This is a genomic window from Methanobrevibacter gottschalkii DSM 11977, assembly GCF_003814835.1.
Taxonomy (GTDB): Archaea; Methanobacteriota; Methanobacteria; order Methanobacteriales; family Methanobacteriaceae; genus Methanocatella; species Methanocatella gottschalkii.
Window position 1 is genome coordinate 268,323 of sequence record NZ_RKRG01000001.1, and the last position, 16,345, is coordinate 284,667.

17 protein-coding genes are annotated in these 16,345 nt (G+C 30.8%); 1 reads left to right on the forward strand and 16 read right to left on the reverse strand.

Going from position 1 to position 16,345, the window contains the following annotated elements; genetic code table 11:
• Position 1: 1 nt before the first annotated feature.
• From EDC42_RS01390 to EDC42_RS01450, 13 genes are all read right to left on the reverse strand, one after another.
• On the reverse strand, positions 2-280 hold the full coding sequence (locus EDC42_RS01390) for a 50S ribosomal protein L44e (RefSeq protein ID WP_069575597.1): 279 nt from the start codon (positions 278-280) through the stop codon (positions 2-4).
• Positions 281-497: 217 nt separating this feature from the next.
• Positions 498-1,373 (reverse strand): DNA replication complex subunit Gins51, encoded by an 876-nt coding sequence (locus EDC42_RS01395; RefSeq protein WP_069575596.1) that lies wholly within the window; start codon positions 1,371-1,373, stop codon positions 498-500.
• Between the two features lie 61 nt (positions 1,374-1,434).
• Entirely contained in the window at positions 1,435-2,169 is a 735-nt protein-coding gene (gene pcn / locus EDC42_RS01400; protein ID WP_069575595.1) for a proliferating cell nuclear antigen (pcna), read from the reverse strand.
• Positions 2,170-2,241: 72 nt separating this feature from the next.
• Positions 2,242-3,015 (reverse strand): tryptophan synthase subunit alpha, encoded by a 774-nt coding sequence (gene trpA, locus EDC42_RS01405; RefSeq protein WP_069575594.1) that lies wholly within the window; start codon positions 3,013-3,015, stop codon positions 2,242-2,244.
• Positions 3,008-4,192, reverse strand: coding sequence for a tryptophan synthase subunit beta (gene trpB, locus EDC42_RS01410; protein WP_069575593.1), 1,185 nt, complete (start codon positions 4,190-4,192; stop codon positions 3,008-3,010). The genes trpA and trpB overlap by 8 nt, the downstream gene beginning before the upstream one ends.
• A complete protein-coding gene (locus tag EDC42_RS09570; RefSeq protein ID WP_069575592.1) occupies positions 4,189-4,788 on the reverse strand; it encodes a phosphoribosylanthranilate isomerase in 600 nt (199 codons plus the stop codon). Before EDC42_RS09570 ends, trpB begins: the two co-directional genes overlap by 4 nt.
• Positions 4,781-5,557 (reverse strand): indole-3-glycerol phosphate synthase TrpC, encoded by a 777-nt coding sequence (gene trpC / locus EDC42_RS01420; protein WP_069575591.1) that lies wholly within the window; start codon positions 5,555-5,557, stop codon positions 4,781-4,783. Before trpC ends, EDC42_RS09570 begins: the two co-directional genes overlap by 8 nt.
• A gap of 5 nt (positions 5,558-5,562) precedes the next feature.
• Positions 5,563-6,570 carry an anthranilate phosphoribosyltransferase gene (gene trpD / locus EDC42_RS01425; RefSeq protein WP_069575590.1) on the reverse strand — a complete coding sequence of 336 codons (1,008 nt, stop codon included), beginning with the start codon at positions 6,568-6,570 and terminating at the stop codon, positions 5,563-5,565.
• Positions 6,567-7,151, reverse strand: a complete 585-nt coding sequence (locus tag EDC42_RS01430; RefSeq protein WP_069575589.1) for an anthranilate synthase component II — start codon at positions 7,149-7,151, stop codon at positions 6,567-6,569. Before EDC42_RS01430 ends, trpD begins: the two co-directional genes overlap by 4 nt.
• Positions 7,148-8,644, reverse strand: coding sequence for an anthranilate synthase component I (trpE, locus tag EDC42_RS01435; protein ID WP_069575588.1), 1,497 nt, complete (start codon positions 8,642-8,644; stop codon positions 7,148-7,150). The genes EDC42_RS01430 and trpE overlap by 4 nt, the downstream gene beginning before the upstream one ends.
• A gap of 102 nt (positions 8,645-8,746) precedes the next feature.
• Positions 8,747-9,148, reverse strand: coding sequence for a hypothetical protein (locus EDC42_RS01440; RefSeq protein WP_069575587.1), 402 nt, complete (start codon positions 9,146-9,148; stop codon positions 8,747-8,749).
• 22 nt (positions 9,149-9,170) lie between these two features.
• Positions 9,171-9,947, reverse strand: coding sequence for a CPBP family intramembrane glutamic endopeptidase (locus EDC42_RS09775; protein ID WP_069575586.1), 777 nt, complete (start codon positions 9,945-9,947; stop codon positions 9,171-9,173).
• An 89-nt stretch (positions 9,948-10,036) separates the two neighbouring features.
• Positions 10,037-10,240: a helix-turn-helix transcriptional regulator gene (locus EDC42_RS01450; protein WP_069575585.1), complete on the reverse strand. Its 204-nt coding sequence runs from the start codon at positions 10,238-10,240 to the stop codon at positions 10,037-10,039.
• A 145-nt stretch (positions 10,241-10,385) separates the two neighbouring features.
• Here EDC42_RS01450 and purB point away from each other — a divergent pair, with 145 nt between their 5' ends.
• Complete coding sequence (purB, locus tag EDC42_RS01455) at positions 10,386-11,735, forward strand: adenylosuccinate lyase (RefSeq protein ID WP_069575584.1); 1,350 nt, start codon at positions 10,386-10,388, stop codon at positions 11,733-11,735.
• Positions 11,736-11,771: 36 nt separating this feature from the next.
• Here the strand turns inward: purB and EDC42_RS01460 are convergent, their stop codons facing one another.
• From EDC42_RS01460 to EDC42_RS01470, 3 genes are all read right to left on the reverse strand, one after another.
• A complete protein-coding gene (locus EDC42_RS01460) occupies positions 11,772-14,264 on the reverse strand; it encodes a heavy metal translocating P-type ATPase (protein ID WP_069575583.1) in 2,493 nt (830 codons plus the stop codon).
• A gap of 72 nt (positions 14,265-14,336) precedes the next feature.
• Positions 14,337-15,128 carry a nitroreductase family protein gene (locus EDC42_RS01465; RefSeq protein ID WP_069575582.1) on the reverse strand — a complete coding sequence of 264 codons (792 nt, stop codon included), beginning with the start codon at positions 15,126-15,128 and terminating at the stop codon, positions 14,337-14,339.
• Positions 15,125-16,339 (reverse strand): metal-dependent hydrolase family protein, encoded by a 1,215-nt coding sequence (locus EDC42_RS01470; protein WP_069575581.1) that lies wholly within the window; start codon positions 16,337-16,339, stop codon positions 15,125-15,127. The genes EDC42_RS01465 and EDC42_RS01470 overlap by 4 nt, the downstream gene beginning before the upstream one ends.
• Positions 16,340-16,345: the final 6 nt, after the last annotated feature.

Here is a 16,345-nt window from a genome sequence, read left to right on the forward strand (position 1 = left end):
CCTATTTAGCTACAAATTCAGGTTTTCCTGTTCTGAAAGATTGTTTAATATGAGATTTACCGCATTCTTTACATTTGAGTCTTAAATCTAATTTTTTAACAGGTTTATTTCCAGCAGGTAAAGGTCTTGGATAACCTCTGTAACCAGCAGTTACACGTCTGAATTGTCTTTGTCCCCAAGTTAATTCACTAGCTTTTCTTTTTTTAGCAGTGTGAACTTCATGCATTGTGTGTTTTTTACAGTGCGGACAGTAAGTTCTTTTTTCTTTTGGTATTTTCATTTTTTCACCATAATTAATAAATCATTGTAACTCTATTCATGAATTTATCTAAATCCAATATATGTATTAAAAAACTAGAGATTAAGACTGTATTGTAACGCATCAAGTCTACACACAGCAAAAATCCAAATTATATAAAATATAATTTTTTATTATCACAAATAGATACGATTAGTATATCTATTTATTAAGTTATTTAAATGTAATGGAAAATCAGTTAAATTTTAATTTGACGACCTTTTCTATTTTTGAAAAATACTTTTGCATTTATCAAAGGCAAAGTCACCAAGTCTTGAGGTCTGAATGGACCATAGACTTTTTCATCAACACCCACAATCGGATTAATCTCATCAAAAACCAACATAGTAACAAGTTCTGTATCCCTAGCTAACTTTTTAGACTCCAAATCATAAAATTCATCTTGTTTATCAAAAGCATTAGGATTTATCTCAATACTTTTCTCAGGAATATTTCCAGCCTGAGTTTTTGGAATGGACATTGTTTTAGATTCGATTTTAGGTTCTAACGGTTCTTTTTTTAGTGGTTTTGCCCTACTAATCTCATCTAAACGATTTAAAACTTCATCTTCAGATTCATTATCATGTGTTAAATTACTAACTTTAGGCTTAATTTCATCATGTTTTGGCACCAATGTGTTAGTTTGAGTTTCTTTAGGTTTAACAAATTCATCATCATCGGATAATTTTTCTAAAGAAATATTTCCCCTATGATTTTTTAAGGTATCCAATAAAGAAAAATAAAATTTTTCCTCTTCAGGAGTTAAATTAAGAGGAGTAGTATCAACTAAATCAAATTTAGGTTTTCCAGTGAACAGCCGATAAGATCTATGGATATTTACAACTGCAGCATCAGTTATTTTATGTTCTCTTCTTTCACAAATCTCAGTTGCAATAATTTGAGCTTCTTTAAGCATTCCATGAATATTAGAAAATGGATCTCTGATTGCTTCTTGCCTTAACTCATCCAAATATTCATGAATACTTGCATAAAAATTTTCATCTACACGAGCTAAAGTACCATTATTACGCTCTTTTTTTTGAATTTTACGCAATTCTTGATAAAATTGATCCACTTAATATCATCTCTAAAGGTGTCTTTTAAAAATAAAAAAAGGACAAACAAATGAAAAAAAATTAATCATCTGTTTCTAATCTAGGAGCAAGCAAGAAACTAAGTTTACCATCACCAGTAACCATATTAAGAGTTAAACTTAATGGCATGTCATTGCCTAAACTAATTTCAGCTTCCTCTGAAAATTTATCTGCTTTGAGCATTTCTCTAATCTTATCTAATGAGAATAAAGATTTTGCATGTTCTTGAATATTTTCGCCGTGAAGATATTTAATACTTGCATCACCAAATTCACCATCAGCAGATGCCATAAAGTAATCTTCATCAACTTGTAAAGCTATTTTATCTGAAAAAATATCAATATCATTAATACAATCCTTTAAAATTGAAAAGCGTACTTTAAATTTTGTTGGGTGATCAATTTGAGGCGGAACAGGATTATCATATTCCATATCAATTAATCTAATTTTGAAAGTTCTTGTAGCATCGCCTTCAAAAGTGATAATGAAATTACCTTCATCTAAAGACATCAATACTCTGTCTTGTGATTTAGCTCTTTTAAGAATTCTCATGAATTCATCAGTATCAATATTAATTTTTTCAGGAACATCACAAACATATTCATCAAATAAACTTGATTTAAGCTCCAAATGTACGAAAGTTATGTGACTACGATCTAAGGCATCTAATCTCATGCCTTCACTATCAGTTTGAATTTGTACTTCATCAACAATAGATGAAATAGCATCAAAACTGGTTTTTAGTATACTAGAATCACTTAATTCTGCTTTAAACATAAATAATCCTCTTATTAATAATATGAATATATATGTTTTTTATATATAATAAGTTTATCTTTTTAATATTGATTATTTATTGCAGGCCTTTTTCATGCAAGAAACATATTCTTTTAAATATTTTGTAGCATTTTCTCCATGTTCTTCAATTATTTTTACAATCGCACTTCCCACTATAACACCATCAGCAATTTTAGAAATATCTTCAGCTTGTTTAGGCGTGTTAATACCAAAACCAACTGCTAATGGTAAATCAGTTACTTCACGAATATCTTTCAATATAGAATTTAAGTCTGTTTTGATTTCACTACGCATTCCAGTAACCCCTAATGAAGACACCACATAAATAAATCCAGTAGCATCACCCGCAATCATCTTAATTCTTTCACTTGAAGTGGGAGCAATTAATGAAATAACATCTACACCATTTTCAAGAGCAATATCTTTAATCTCACCTTTTTCCTCATAAGGCAAGTCTGGAGATATGATGCCATCGACTCCTAATTCTCCACATTTCTTAAAAAACTCTTCATACCCATAAAAGAAAACAGGATTAATATAAGTTAAAAATACTAAAGGAATGTCAGTTTTCTCACGGACTCTCTTTACAATACCAAATACATCATCTGCTGTTGTATTATGCTTTAAGGCACGTACATTTGCATCTTGAATTACAACACCTTCAGCCATTGGATCAGAAAATGGAATTCCAATTTCTATCAAATCACAACCTGCTTCTTCCATTGCCAGAATATATTCAACAGTTTTATCAATTGTCGGGTCCCCTGCAGTTAAAAAACCAATGAATGCAGTTCCATTTTTAAATGCATCAGCTATTTTACTCATTTAATTCAACTCCCCTATATTCCGCAATTGATCTGACATCCTTGTCCCCTCTTCCTGAAAGACAAATCATTATAATATCTTCTTTGTCCATTAATGGTGCTATTTTCATGACATGGGCAACGGCATGTGCACTTTCAATAGCAGGAATAATACCTTCCATTTTTGATAAATATTCAAATGCGGTAACTGCTTCTTCATCAGTTACAGGAACATATTCTGCCCTACCAATATCCCTTAAATAAGCATGCTCCGGACCAACACCCGGATAATCAAGCCCTGCAGAAACCGAATGTACTGGCGCAATCTGACCATAATTACTTTGATTAAATATTGATTTCATCCCATGGAAAATCCCAATTTTACCTTTGGTTAATGCTGCTGCATTGTAAGGTGTATCAATACCTTTTCCACCAGCTTCACATCCTATTAGCTTAACTTCATCGTCATCAATAAAATTATAAAAAGCACCCATAGCATTACTTCCACCACCAACACATGCAACAACAGCAGCAGGGAGCCTTCCTTCTTTTTCTAAAAATTGTTCACGTGCTTCAGCACTAATTACTGCTTGAAAATCACGAACTATCATTGGAAATGGATGGGGACCCATTGTTGAACCAATTACATAATTGGTATCATGAACACGAGCAATCCAATCTCTAAATGCATCATTTACTGCATCTTTTAAAGTTTTAGTTCCGGATTTTACTGAATGAACTTTTGCCCCTAAAAGTTCCATCCTATAAACATTTAAAGCTTGTCGTTTAGTATCCAGTTCACCCATAAATACTTCACATTCCATATCCAAAAGTGCAGCAGCAGTTGCAGTAGCCACACCATGTTGACCAGCACCAGTTTCAGCAATAACTCTTGTTTTTCCCATTTTTTTAGCAAGCAGAACCTGACCTAAAACATTATTAATTTTATGAGCTCCTGTGTGGTTTAAATCTTCACGTTTTAAATAAATTTTAGCCCCACCAAGATCTTTTGTCATTCTTTCAGCATAATATAATAAAGAAGGACGTCCTGCATACTCTTTTAATAACATGTCAAGCTCTTCTACAAAACCAGGATCACTCATGTAATGGTTGTATTGTTCCTCCAAATAAATCAATTCATTCATTAATGTTTCAGATATGTACTGCCCACCATATTCTCCATATCTTCCTTTACTCAATTTATAACCTCCATAATTTCCTTAATCTTCATTTCATCTTTAAATCCATCAGTTTCAAGACCAGAACTTAAATCTATTGCATACGGATTACATTCATGAATAGCTTCACGAACATTTTGGATATTTAATCCACCAGCTAAAAAAAAGTTCTTTTTTAAATCATTTCTTATCAATTGCCAGTCAAAAGTTTTTCCACTTCCTTTACCACTGTCCAGCAATAAATAATCTGCTAAAGATTTATCATATTTCAATAAATCAATATCCTGCGACATTTCAATAGCATTTATAATTTTTAGTTCATAATTAGTCCTTTCTTTTATATCAATTATATATTCTTCACTTTCATTACCATGAAGTTGTGCAATTTCAATTATGCCCTCATTAAATAAACCCAGTATTTCATCTTTTGATGAATTGACAAAAACACCAACAGAAAGGATATTTGAATTCAAATTATCTTTTAATCTTTTAGCCAAATCATGCGAAATCTTTCTTTTTGAATCTGCAAAAACAAATCCAATATAATCGGGATTATACTTATTTACAATTTCAATATCTTCTAATCTTTTAATTCCACAAATTTTGATTTTAACCATTTTTTAACTCCGAAATCATGGACCTTTTATCATTACTTTTCATTAAAGTTTCGCCAATTAAAACAGCATCAACATCATTTTCTTTTAATTTAGTGACATCATCTTTTGTTTTAATACCGCTTTCTGAAACAAATATAACATCGCCACTTACACATCTACGTAGATTAATACTATTTTCAATATTTACAGTGAAATCTTTTAAATTTCTATTATTGACACCAATAATTTCCGCCCCAACAATCATTGCCATTCTAATTTCGTCAGCATCATGTGTTTCAACAATGACCGAAAGCCCCAAATCATGTGCCAAATTCAAATATTTCTTTAATTGAACAACATCAAGTATAGAAACTATTAATAATATGGCAGAAGCACCTAGCAATTTAGCTTCCCAAATCATATATTCATCAACAACAAAATCCTTTCTTAAAATTGGAATGGAAACATTTTCAGAAATTTCACTTAAATACTCATTAGATCCCATGAAAAAGAAAGGTTCTGTTAAGACTGAAATTGCAGAAGCGCCAGCCTGTTCATAATCTTTTGCAATATTCACATGATCAAAATTCTCAGCAATTAAACCTTTAGAAGGAGATGCTTTTTTAACTTCAGCAATAATTGAAATTCCATCCTCCATTAATGCTTTTTTAAAAGGAAACTCATCTGTCATTTCCATTGAAGAAACTTCTTTTTTAATTTCATCAAGAGGAATTGATTTTTTAGCTTGTTCAACCCTTTCTTTAGTTTTTTCGACAATTTCACATAACATTTTAATCAGCTGTTTGTAAATTCAATAAAGTTTTCAAGTTGTTTTAATGCTTTTCCAGAATCAATTACCTCAGCTGCAAGGTCAACACCATCTCTTAAGGATTCAACTTTACCTGCAACATATAAACCTGCAGCAGAATTTAATAAAACTGCATTTCTTCTTGGTCCTTTTTCACCTTTTAAGATAGATAATGTAATTTCTGCATTTTCACGAGCATTTCCACCAACAAGATCATCTTTTGATGCTAATTCCATGCCAAATAATTCTGGTGAAATTTCATAAGACATTGTTTTGCCATCTTTAAGTTCACACACAAAAGTTTTATCACTAGCTGAAATCTCATCCATTCCATCCATTCCATAAACAGACACAGCCGATGAAACTCCTAAATTTTTTAATACATCAATTAAAGGTTCGGCAAGTTCTTTTTCATAAACCCCCAATACCTGCATTGTAGCCCCAGCAGGATTAGTCAAAGGACCTAAGATATTAAATATTGTCCTAATTGAAAGTTCTTTACGAACATTAGCCACATATTTCATTGATAAATGATAATTTTGAGCAAACAAGAAACATAGATTTATTTTTTCTAAACATTTTATACTTTTTTCAGGTTCAATATAAATGTTTACACCTAACTGTTCCAAAACATCCGCTGCACCACATTTGCTTGAAGCGGATCTGTTCCCATGTTTTGCAACAGGAACCCCCGCTGCAGATATAACAATTGAAGAAGTAGTAGAAATATTGAATGTATTTGAACCATCCCCACCGGTTCCAACAATTTCTAAAACTTCCCTGTCATTTAATAACCTTACACAATGAGCCCTCATAGCTTCAGCAGAAGCAGTAATTTCAGTTATAGTCTCTCCTTTCATAGACATGGCAGTTAAATAAGCACTCATCTGAACTTCACTTGCTTCACCACTCATAATTTCATCCATAGTTTGAAATGCCTCATCATGAGTTAAATCTTGATTTTTGTATACTTTTAAAATAGCTTCTTTAATCATAATATCCCTCTTTCAACTTTTTCTGCAAAATTTTCTATAATAGTCAAACCGTCTGGAGTTAGTATTGATTCCGGGTGAAATTGAAGTCCGTAAACATTAAATTCCTTATGTTTAACTGCCATGATTTCACCATCATCTTTAGCCTTTGAAATAATTTCTAAGCAATCTGGAAGCGTGTCTTCAATTAGACTTAAAGAATGATATCTTCCGACACTTATCTCACTTGGCAATCCTTTAAATATGAAATCATAATGGAGAGAGATTTTTGAAGATTTGCCATGCATCAATCGTTTAGCATGAGAAATATTACCTCCAAAAGCTGCACAGATTGCTTGATGACCTAAGCAAACACCAACAATAGGTATTTTATCATGAAATTCTTTAACTACATCAATACAGATTCCTGCATTTTCAGGTTTTCCGGGACCCGGAGATAAAACAATTGCCTCCGGAGCTAAATCTTTTATCTCTTCGACTGTTATTTTGTCATTTCTATAAACCTGAATATCCTTCATGACTTCTCCAATTAGTTGGTATAAATTGTATGAAAAACTATCGTAATTATCTATTAAAAGAATCATAAAATACCTCCATCAGCAATTTTCAAAGCATTAATTACAGCGGCCGCTTTATTTAAACATTCATCAAATTCATTATCTGGAACGCTATCTGCAACAATTCCTGCACCTGAACGGATGAAAACTTTATTATTACGAGCAAATGCAATCCTAATTGATATGCAAGTATCAATATTTCCACTTAAATCCACATATCCTATAGCTCCACCATATATTCCTCTCTTATTATTTTCAAGCTCATTAATTATCTCACAAGCCCTTAATTTTGGAGCACCAGATAAAGTTCCTGCAGGGAGAATCGAATCAATAGCTGAAAGTGAATCCAAATCGCTTCTTAATGTTCCGCTAACCGTTGATCCGATATGCATCACATGTGAAAATTTCTCAACAGATAAATATTTATCAACACTTACAGAGCCGATTTCAGATATTTTTCCAATATCATTACGACCTAAATCAACTAACATATTATGTTCAGCCAGTTCCTTTTCATCTGCAAGTAATTCTTTTTCGAACATCAAGTCTTCTTCTTCAGTTTTTCCACGAGGCCTTGTTCCGGCAAGCGGAAATGTGTATAATTGATTATCAGTTAATTTAACTAATGTTTCAGGTGAAGCGCCAGCTATTTCAATATCATTACTTGAAAAATAAAACATGTAAGGAGAGGGATTAGTTGTTCTTAAAACCCTGTATGTATCAAACAAGCTTCCAGAAATATCTGCTTCAATTCTATTTGAGAGAACAACTTGAAATATATCCCCCTCATAAATATATTCCTTAGCTTTTTTGACCATTTCACAATATTTTTCACGTGAAAAAACTGGTGTAAATTCTGATTTTAAATTAAGTGGTTGTATTTCTGCTTTTTTACCAGTTCTGATCAAATTTGCTATATTTTTTAGATTCTCACATGCTTTTTTATAATTACATTCTAAATCATCAGTTTTCATGTTGATTATAATAATAATCTTTTGTTTGAAGTTATCAAATGCAATAACCTTATCAAATAACATCAGATCAATGTCTTTGAATTGATCTTGATTCTCGGCATCTAAATTAAGAGAAGGCTCACTATATTTAATATAGTCATATGCAAAATATCCGACAAAACCTCCAGTAAATGGTGGCAAGTACTCAAGTTTTGGAGATTTATTTTTACTAACTAAATCTTTAATCACATCACTTGGAACATTAGTTTCAATTATTGTTTCCTCATCAGTTAATTCATTGAACTCCTTATCCCCTCTGATATGAACCATATTGTCATGACAAGTGACTTCCAGTAGTGGATCAAAACCTAAAAAACTGTATCTTCCCCATTTTTTTGAATCTTCAACGCTTTCTAACATGTAAGTATGATTACTTATACCTTTCAGAATTCTTAAAACTTCAATAGGAGTGGCAATATCTGAAAATAGTTCATAAGATATTGGAATCCTTTTATATTCTTCGTTTTTTCCTATTTCTATTACTTCTTCTAAACTTGGGGAAAACATAGTATCACTTAATATTTTCATCATCATAATATCATATATATGATGTACTATTTAAATCCTTGTTGTAATAAAATGTACATTATTCTTCATGTTGAAAAAAAATTAATTCATTTTGTCCTGTTCTTGACTAAACTGAATTACAATTTTTTTAATTTCCCTACTTTCCAAATATGGAATCTTATCTGTGATTTCCTTTTCCAAATCACGATTTAACTGAATCCTTTTTTGAGTGTATTCATCCCCTTGAAAATCCATACGATACTGTTTGTTAAGATTTGAATATTCAGTAATCAATGGTTGAAGAATAGATTCTATATCTTTTTCCAATCTGTCGTTTTTAATTTTTTGTTTTCTAATTTCAATGACAAAACCTACAACAGTTACAAAAAATCCTAAAACAGTCACAGTCAATGCAGGAACAAAAAGTTTATCATCATTTATAAAAAAAATTGTAACAAAAATTCCAACAAATATTAATAGAATGCCTATTTTTCTTAAATCCATACTAAAACTCCTTAAAAATATTCTATAATTTATTAATATTTAATATATTCCATTGCTTTTTAATCAGAATTAAGATTAAAAAAGTTGAAATGATTGCTAAAACTGACATTATCAGCATAACAACATTATTTGTAAATAACATATTACCCACATCAGCAATAACAATAATTTCAGCAATTAAATTATTTAAAAAGTGTGCAAAAATTGGAACTAAAATATTATCTGTTCTTAAATATAAAACAGCCATACAAACAGCAAAAATAAATGCTGCAGTAATGCTTCCAAAACTATGTAGCGATGCAAACAAAATAGATGTAATTACAATTGAAAAATCCAATGGAATAATTAAATTTAGTCTATTTAACAAAACTCCTCTAAAAATTAACTCTTCTGAAATAGGTGAAATAAAAACTGTTGTTATAACCCCGTAAAAAACAAATAAAGAATTGTTAATATATTCAGAAGACATAACAATTGAATTTAAATTGGGAAAAACATTTAAAATAAAGTCTGACAAATAAAGCAGCCCATAAGAAATAAAAACATTTAAAATTACGATTGCTGAAATAATTTTTAACGATTCAAATGTGAAAACTTTTAAAAAATCATGCTTAAAACTTGAAAATCCCTCTCTAAGTTTAAAAATAAAATAAAAAATAACAAAAATATAAATCCAAGCATTATTAATTTGAATAAGGTTTAATGAACCCAGCAACACATTAATAAGAAATATGAAAAAAATAAAAATCAATAAACCCTTTAAGGTAACTAATTTAAGTTTTTCGTTAAGTGAAGACATATTATCAAAAAAGTTAAAATTTTATATAAAATAGACTAATTAATGAAAAAATTAAAAATAAATCATGATCCAAATTTAATTAAATCCCATCAATCATCTTCATTGAATATAAAAACATCTTCAATAGCAGCTTTCCCCAATATCTTAGTAATATGATAGGATAATAATAAGGAAGGATTATAGCGAGCATTTTCTAAAGCATTTATTGTCTGACGAGTCACACCAACCAATTCAGCAAGATGTTGCTGAGTCATGCCCTTTTCTTGGCGAAACTTTCGTATTCTTGTTTCCAAATATATCACCTATTAAACATGATTAATAGCAATCTTTATTTTTTAAAATAAAACATATATAAATGTTTTGTAAACAAATACCCAAATTATAATAGTATTAAAGTAAAATATTATATTGTTATTCATAATTATGTGAGATGATAAAATGGCTATACATCCTATTGAATTCAGATATGGGACTCCTGAAATGAAAAATATTTGGGAAGAAGAAAATAAATTACAAAGAATGTTAGATGTTGAATCCGCATTAGCTCAAGCTGAAGGTAAACTTGGAATTATCCCTCAAGAAGTGGCTGATGAAATTTCATCAAAAGCTAACACAAAATATGTTAAATTAACAAGAATGAAAGAAATTGAAGCTGCAACTAATCATGATATTGCAGCATTATCAAAATCAATTACAGAAGTTTGTGAAAATGGCGCAGGAGAATATGTGCACTTTGGAGCAACATCCAATGATATTGTTGACAGTTCAAATTCATTATTAATTAAAGATTCAATTAATGTATTAAAAGAAAAATTAGAAAAATTAACTAAAATCATGCTAGACTTAGCAAGTGAAAACAAAATGAAAGTATGTATTGGACGAACTCACGGACAACATGCTCTTCCAACAACTTACGGAATGAAATTTGCTCTATGGGCAGATGAACTCCACAGGCAATATGACAGATTAGAACATGCCGAATCAAATGTATGTGTTGGAATGATGGATGGTGCAGTAGGTACAACTGCAGCATTAGGAGAACAAGGTTGGGAAATCCATAAAACTGTTGCAGAAATTTTAGGTTTGCCTGCAGCAACAATTACGAATCAGGTTGTCCAAAGAGACAATCATGTTGAATTCATTAGTGTATTAGCTAATATTGCAAGTACTTTAGATAAAATTGGACTTGAAATTAGAAGTTTACAAAGAACTGAAATTATGGAATTAGGCGAGTACTTCGATCCTGAAAAACAAGTAGGAAGTAGCACTATGCCTCACAAAATGAATCCAATTACGGCTGAAAGAATCTGCGGCGTTGCAAGAATCGTTAAATCATATGTAAATGCGGCATTAGACAACAATCCACTTTGGCACGAAAGAGATCTGACAAATTCATCTTGTGAAAGAATAATGTTTCCAGAAAGTTGTATTTTAACTGATTACATTTTAAACTTAACAATTAAATTAATGAGCAATCTCGTATTCTACGATGAAAATATCGAAAGAAACTTAAATTTCACCCATGGTTTGGTTATGGCTGAAAGATTAATGGCAGAACTTACTCGTGCAGGAATGGGAAAACAAACTGCTTACGGAATTGTAAGAAAAAATGCTATTAAAGCCAATAAAGAAAAATTATTACTTGGAGAGTTAATTTTAGAAGATGAAGAAGTTAAAAAATACCTTACTAAAGAAGATGTTGATAAAATAATGGATCCTCATACATATACCGGATCTATACCAACCATTATTGATGAATTACTTGAAAAATCAAAAGAGTGGTTTTAAAATTAAAAAAAGAATTAATTGATATAATCAATTAATTTAAATATTACTTTTTCTTTTTATTTCTGGAACATATCTTTTAAGCATTAATGAAAGAGATATGACTGTTACAGAACTCATTGCCATTGCAAGACCTGCCAATGCAGGTTCAAATGTTATGCCAAATGCAGGATATAAAATTCCTGCTGCAATAGGGATTAAAATTGAATTATATGCAAATGCCCAGAATATATTTTCTTTAATTCTGCGCATTACTTTTTTAGAGAATTGAATAGCTGCAACAACATTTTCCAAATCACCTTCCATAACAACAACATCTCCACTTTCCATTGCAATATCAGTACCATTACCCATAGCTACACCAATATCTGCTTGTGTAAGTGCAGGAGCATCGTTAATTCCATCTCCAACAAATAAAACTTTCTTAGTGTGATTTGATTGAGCATCTTTAACAATCTCCAATTTATTTTCAGGAAGAACACTCGCTTTTACATTATCAATACCAACTTCACGAGCCACATTTAATGCAGTAGATTCGTTATCTCCAGTTAGCATATATGTTTGAACACCCATTTTATGCAATTCTTCAATGGTTCTTCTAGAATTTTCTTTGATCTTATCTGATAGACTTAAAATACCTTTAACAGTTTTATCTTCAGCAAGGAAAATAATTGTTTTAGATAATTTCTCAAGTTCATAATATTTATCAGCAAGTTTTGAAGAAACTTCAACATTTTCTGATTCCATTAAAGCTAAATTACCTGCAAGAATTTCTTTAGAATTGATTTCAGCTTTTAAACCTTTACCAGTGACATTTTCAAAACTAGTAGTCTGATCTAATTCAATATTCAACTCTTTTGCTTTATTAACAATAGCTTTTGCAATTGGATGGGTTGAATTTTGCTCAACACTTGCTACAAGTTTAATTAAATCTTCTTCAGAAGTAGCATATGCAATAATATCATCCACTTCAGGTTTTCCTTCAGTTATAGTTCCAGTTTTATCAAATGCTGCTACATCAAGCTGTCCTGCATTTTCTAATGTATCACCATTTTTAATTAAGATTCCGAATTCAGCAGCCCTTCCAACACCTACAGTAACTGCAGTTGGAGTTGCAAGACCTAATGCACATGGACATGCCACAACTAAAATGGAAATTAAGCAGGTAAGTGAGAATAGCAATGTTTCTCCAAGTACAAAGTACCAGATTAAGAATACAACAATAGCTATTGTTAAAATAACTGGAATAAAGTATGATACAATAGTATTTGCGAATTTTTGAACTGGAGGTCTTGAAGATTGTGCTTTTTCAACCAAACGGATAATGTTCGAAAGTACCGTTTCTTTTCCAATTTTTTTAGCTTTAATATATAATACTCCATCCTGATTAATAGTGCCTGCAAACACCTCTTCACCATCTTTTTTTACTTTAGGAATTGGTTCACCATTAATCATTGATTCATCCACACAAGATTCTCCGCCAACAACATCACCATCAACAGGAATCTTTTCACCAGGTTTTACAAGCAATAAATCATTTAATACAATATCTGCAATAGACACTTCCTTTTGAGATGTAATTTCTCCGTTTTCATCGACTTCAATTGAAATTGCAACTGTAGGTTGAAGCCCAATCAATTCACGAATTGAATCAGAAGTTCTTTTTTTAGCCCTTGCTTCCAAGTATCTTCCAATCATTAAAAATGCAGGAAGCATAACCGCAGAATCATAAAACATGAAAGTGTGATCCAATACTATACCAAATGTTCCAAAAATACTTGAAACGTAAGCAACCATAATACCCATTGAATACATTACATCCATGTTCAAGTTTTTATGGCTTAATCCATTCCATCCTGCTTTTAAAATTGGTAATGAAATGTAAATAAATGGTCCGATACTTACAATTAATGACAGTAATCCCATTGCAGAAATATGAAGACCAGTGACTTGATTTAAACTAGCAATAGGCCCCATTAATGGATCCCATCCACTAAACATTAAAATCATCAAAATAGCAGTAAATACTACGCCTACGATAATTCTAGTGAGTTTATCTTTTAGATCCTGTTGATAAATTGCTTCCTCATCAATTTCAGTTTGACCCTCAATACCTAAAAGTTCAAAACCTAAGGATTCAATTACTTTTTCAACCTCATTCATATCCAGTTTAGATGAATCATATCTTATTTTTGCAGTCTGAGATGTTAAATCAGCTTTAACATCAAAAATACCATCTACTCTAATTAAAAAATTTTCGACATTCATAGTACACGATGCGCAATGCATACCCTGAATTCTTAAAGTCATTTCATCAGAGTGAAGTTCAAAACCTAAATTTTTAACTAATCTTTCCATTTCTTCATAAGAAATTTTTTTAGGATTTATTGTAATATGTAACCTATTTGCCGCTAAATCAGCATCAACTTCTTCTACACCTTCAATTTTTCCGAAAGTTTTATTAACACTTAATACACAAGAAGCGCAATGCATTCCTTCAATTGGCAAATCCATTCTTTTGAGATAAGCCATTTCATCACATCCGTTATATTATTATGATAACTATTAAACATACCACAATATAAAGTTTTTGTCATACCTAAATTAGTAATAGGTTGCAGTGATATCCCTGTGAGGAATTGTTCTTCTGAATCTTTTTTTAGGATATCCAATTATAAAAGTAGAATACATATGTTTATTTTTATCAATATCTGGAAAAAATTCCATTAATTTATCATGATTAATTTCATCAGCTTTAAGAATAAAAAGAGAATAAAATCCTCCAAGACCTAAAGAATAAGCAAGTAATTCTAGACGAGTATTTGCAATAACTGCATTATTTTTATCTGTTGAAAATGTTAAAATGAGTTGTTTTCCTTCCCATAACAATGGGTGGAATTTCTTTTTGGAATTATCTTTTAAATAATCGCCGAATTCTTTAATTCTGAAAAATTTATCTTCATCAACTTTAATAATATCATAAACGACATCCATAAATTCATCGAGTTTTTCATCTAAAACAACAAATTCAACATCTTGTTCGTTTTGAGCTGATGGTGAATAATATGCCCCTTCAAATAATTTTTCAAAAGTTTTTTTATCCACTTTTTTATTTTTAAACCAACGAATAGATCTTCTTTGTTTTAAAAGTTGAAGCAGATCATCATATTTAACAGGAATTTCATGAGAATTATACTCTTGGATTCTATCTTCATGACCTATGAAACTTTTTAAAGTTACTGCACCAACTTTACATACTGCCATACAATGTCCACACTCAAAACAATTATCACCCATTTCAACTGCAAAATCATCTACATAGATATTATCACGAATACATACTTGAGAGCATAATTTACAGGCAGTACATAATTCAGTATCAATAATTAATTTCATTTAACCACAATTCCATCTTGTATGACAGTTAATATATTATCATTATCGCTTAAAATAGAAATATCATCAAAAGGATTAGAATTGACCAGAACCAAATCCGCAATACAATTTTTCCTAACTTTGCCTAAGTCATCATTGCCTAAAAATTTAGCTGCATTCACAGTTCCGCTGGCAATTGCTTCTGATTCACTCATTCCAATATCAGTTAAATGAATTAATTCTTCTAAATTATGACCATGAGGAATAACCCCACTATCAGTTCCCATTAAAATATTAACCCCTTCTTCATAAGCAGCAGCAATATTTTCCTTGTGGACTTTAACTATTTCTTTTAATTTTGCTGTTTTTTCACGAGCATAATTATCCCATGCCGGAAAACCGTTTTTATATAAAAATTGATGAACTAAAAGTGTTGGGACTAAACTAACATCATTTTCAGCCATTCGACAAGCAGTTTTCCTATCAATGAATGTTCCATGTTCAATTGATGAAAATCCAACATCAATACAATTATTCATTCCTTTTAAACTATGACAATGAGCAGAAACACTCATATTATTTGCATTAGCTTCACATGCGATTGTTTTCAATTCTTTCTTGTTAAATTGTGCGAATTCTGGTGAATTGTTAGTTGTTAAAACTCCCCCACTACACATTACTTTAATAAAATCAGCACCTGCTCTTTTTACTTCACGAGTCTTTTTTAAAACTTCTTCAACACCGTCACACCTTCCTTTTGGAAACCCAGGATACATTATCTCCATATCCCAACCAGAAGGTAAAAGTAAATCAAAATGTCCTCCAGTAATGACAAGAGGAGTAACAGATAAATGAATTTTAGGAGCAGTAAATAATTTTCTTTGTTGAGCTAATTTAAAACTTAAATCAGCAGATCCGCAATCTCTAATTGTTGTAACACCCGCATCAATAGTTTGCAAAGAATGAGGAACTGCATTATAAAAATGAATTCCTAAAGGATTAGTCATGTTTTCTTCTTTATGAAACCCTTTTGCAAAAATATGAGTATGACAATCAATAAAGCCCGGAAGTAAATAATTATCCTCACCATCAATAATTTTAACATTATCTTTAGTGGATAGCTTATCCTGAGAGATTTCCTTAATCAGAGCATCTTCAATTAAGATATTCTGATGAGTTTTTATATCATCACCAGGATTAACAATATTTACATTTTCAATTAGAGTTTGCATTTTAAC

Excerpts from the sequence above, each read along its gene's own strand:
- EDC42_RS09775 (WP_069575586.1), bottom strand. The coding sequence starts at position 9,947 with ATGTCTTCACTTAACGAAAAACTTAAATTAGTTACCTTAAAGGGTTTA.
- EDC42_RS01430 (WP_069575589.1), bottom strand. The coding sequence starts at position 7,151 with ATGATTCTTTTAATAGATAATTACGATAGTTTTTCATACAATTTATAC.
- trpD (WP_069575590.1), bottom strand. The coding sequence starts at position 6,570 with ATGATTAAAGAAGCTATTTTAAAAGTATACAAAAATCAAGATTTAACT.
- EDC42_RS01460 (WP_069575583.1), bottom strand. The coding sequence starts at position 14,264 with ATGGCTTATCTCAAAAGAATGGATTTGCCAATTGAAGGAATGCATTGC.
- EDC42_RS01470 (WP_069575581.1), bottom strand. The coding sequence starts at position 16,339 with ATGCAAACTCTAATTGAAAATGTAAATATTGTTAATCCTGGTGATGAT.
- EDC42_RS01465 (WP_069575582.1), bottom strand. The coding sequence starts at position 15,128 with ATGAAATTAATTATTGATACTGAATTATGTACTGCCTGTAAATTATGC.
- pcn (WP_069575595.1), bottom strand. The coding sequence starts at position 2,169 with ATGTTTAAAGCAGAATTAAGTGATTCTAGTATACTAAAAACCAGTTTT.
- EDC42_RS09570 (WP_069575592.1), bottom strand. The coding sequence starts at position 4,788 with ATGGTTAAAATCAAAATTTGTGGAATTAAAAGATTAGAAGATATTGAA.
- EDC42_RS01440 (WP_069575587.1), bottom strand. The coding sequence starts at position 9,148 with ATGGATTTAAGAAAAATAGGCATTCTATTAATATTTGTTGGAATTTTT.
- EDC42_RS01390 (WP_069575597.1), bottom strand. The coding sequence starts at position 280 with ATGAAAATACCAAAAGAAAAAAGAACTTACTGTCCGCACTGTAAAAAA.
- trpA (WP_069575594.1), bottom strand. The coding sequence starts at position 3,015 with ATGAGTAAAATAGCTGATGCATTTAAAAATGGAACTGCATTCATTGGT.
- trpE (WP_069575588.1), bottom strand. The coding sequence starts at position 8,644 with ATGTTTTCCCCAAGTTTAGAAGAAGTAATAGAAATAGGAAAAAACGAA.
- purB (WP_069575584.1), top strand. The coding sequence starts at position 10,386 with ATGGCTATACATCCTATTGAATTCAGATATGGGACTCCTGAAATGAAA.
- trpC (WP_069575591.1), bottom strand. The coding sequence starts at position 5,557 with ATGTTATGTGAAATTGTCGAAAAAACTAAAGAAAGGGTTGAACAAGCT.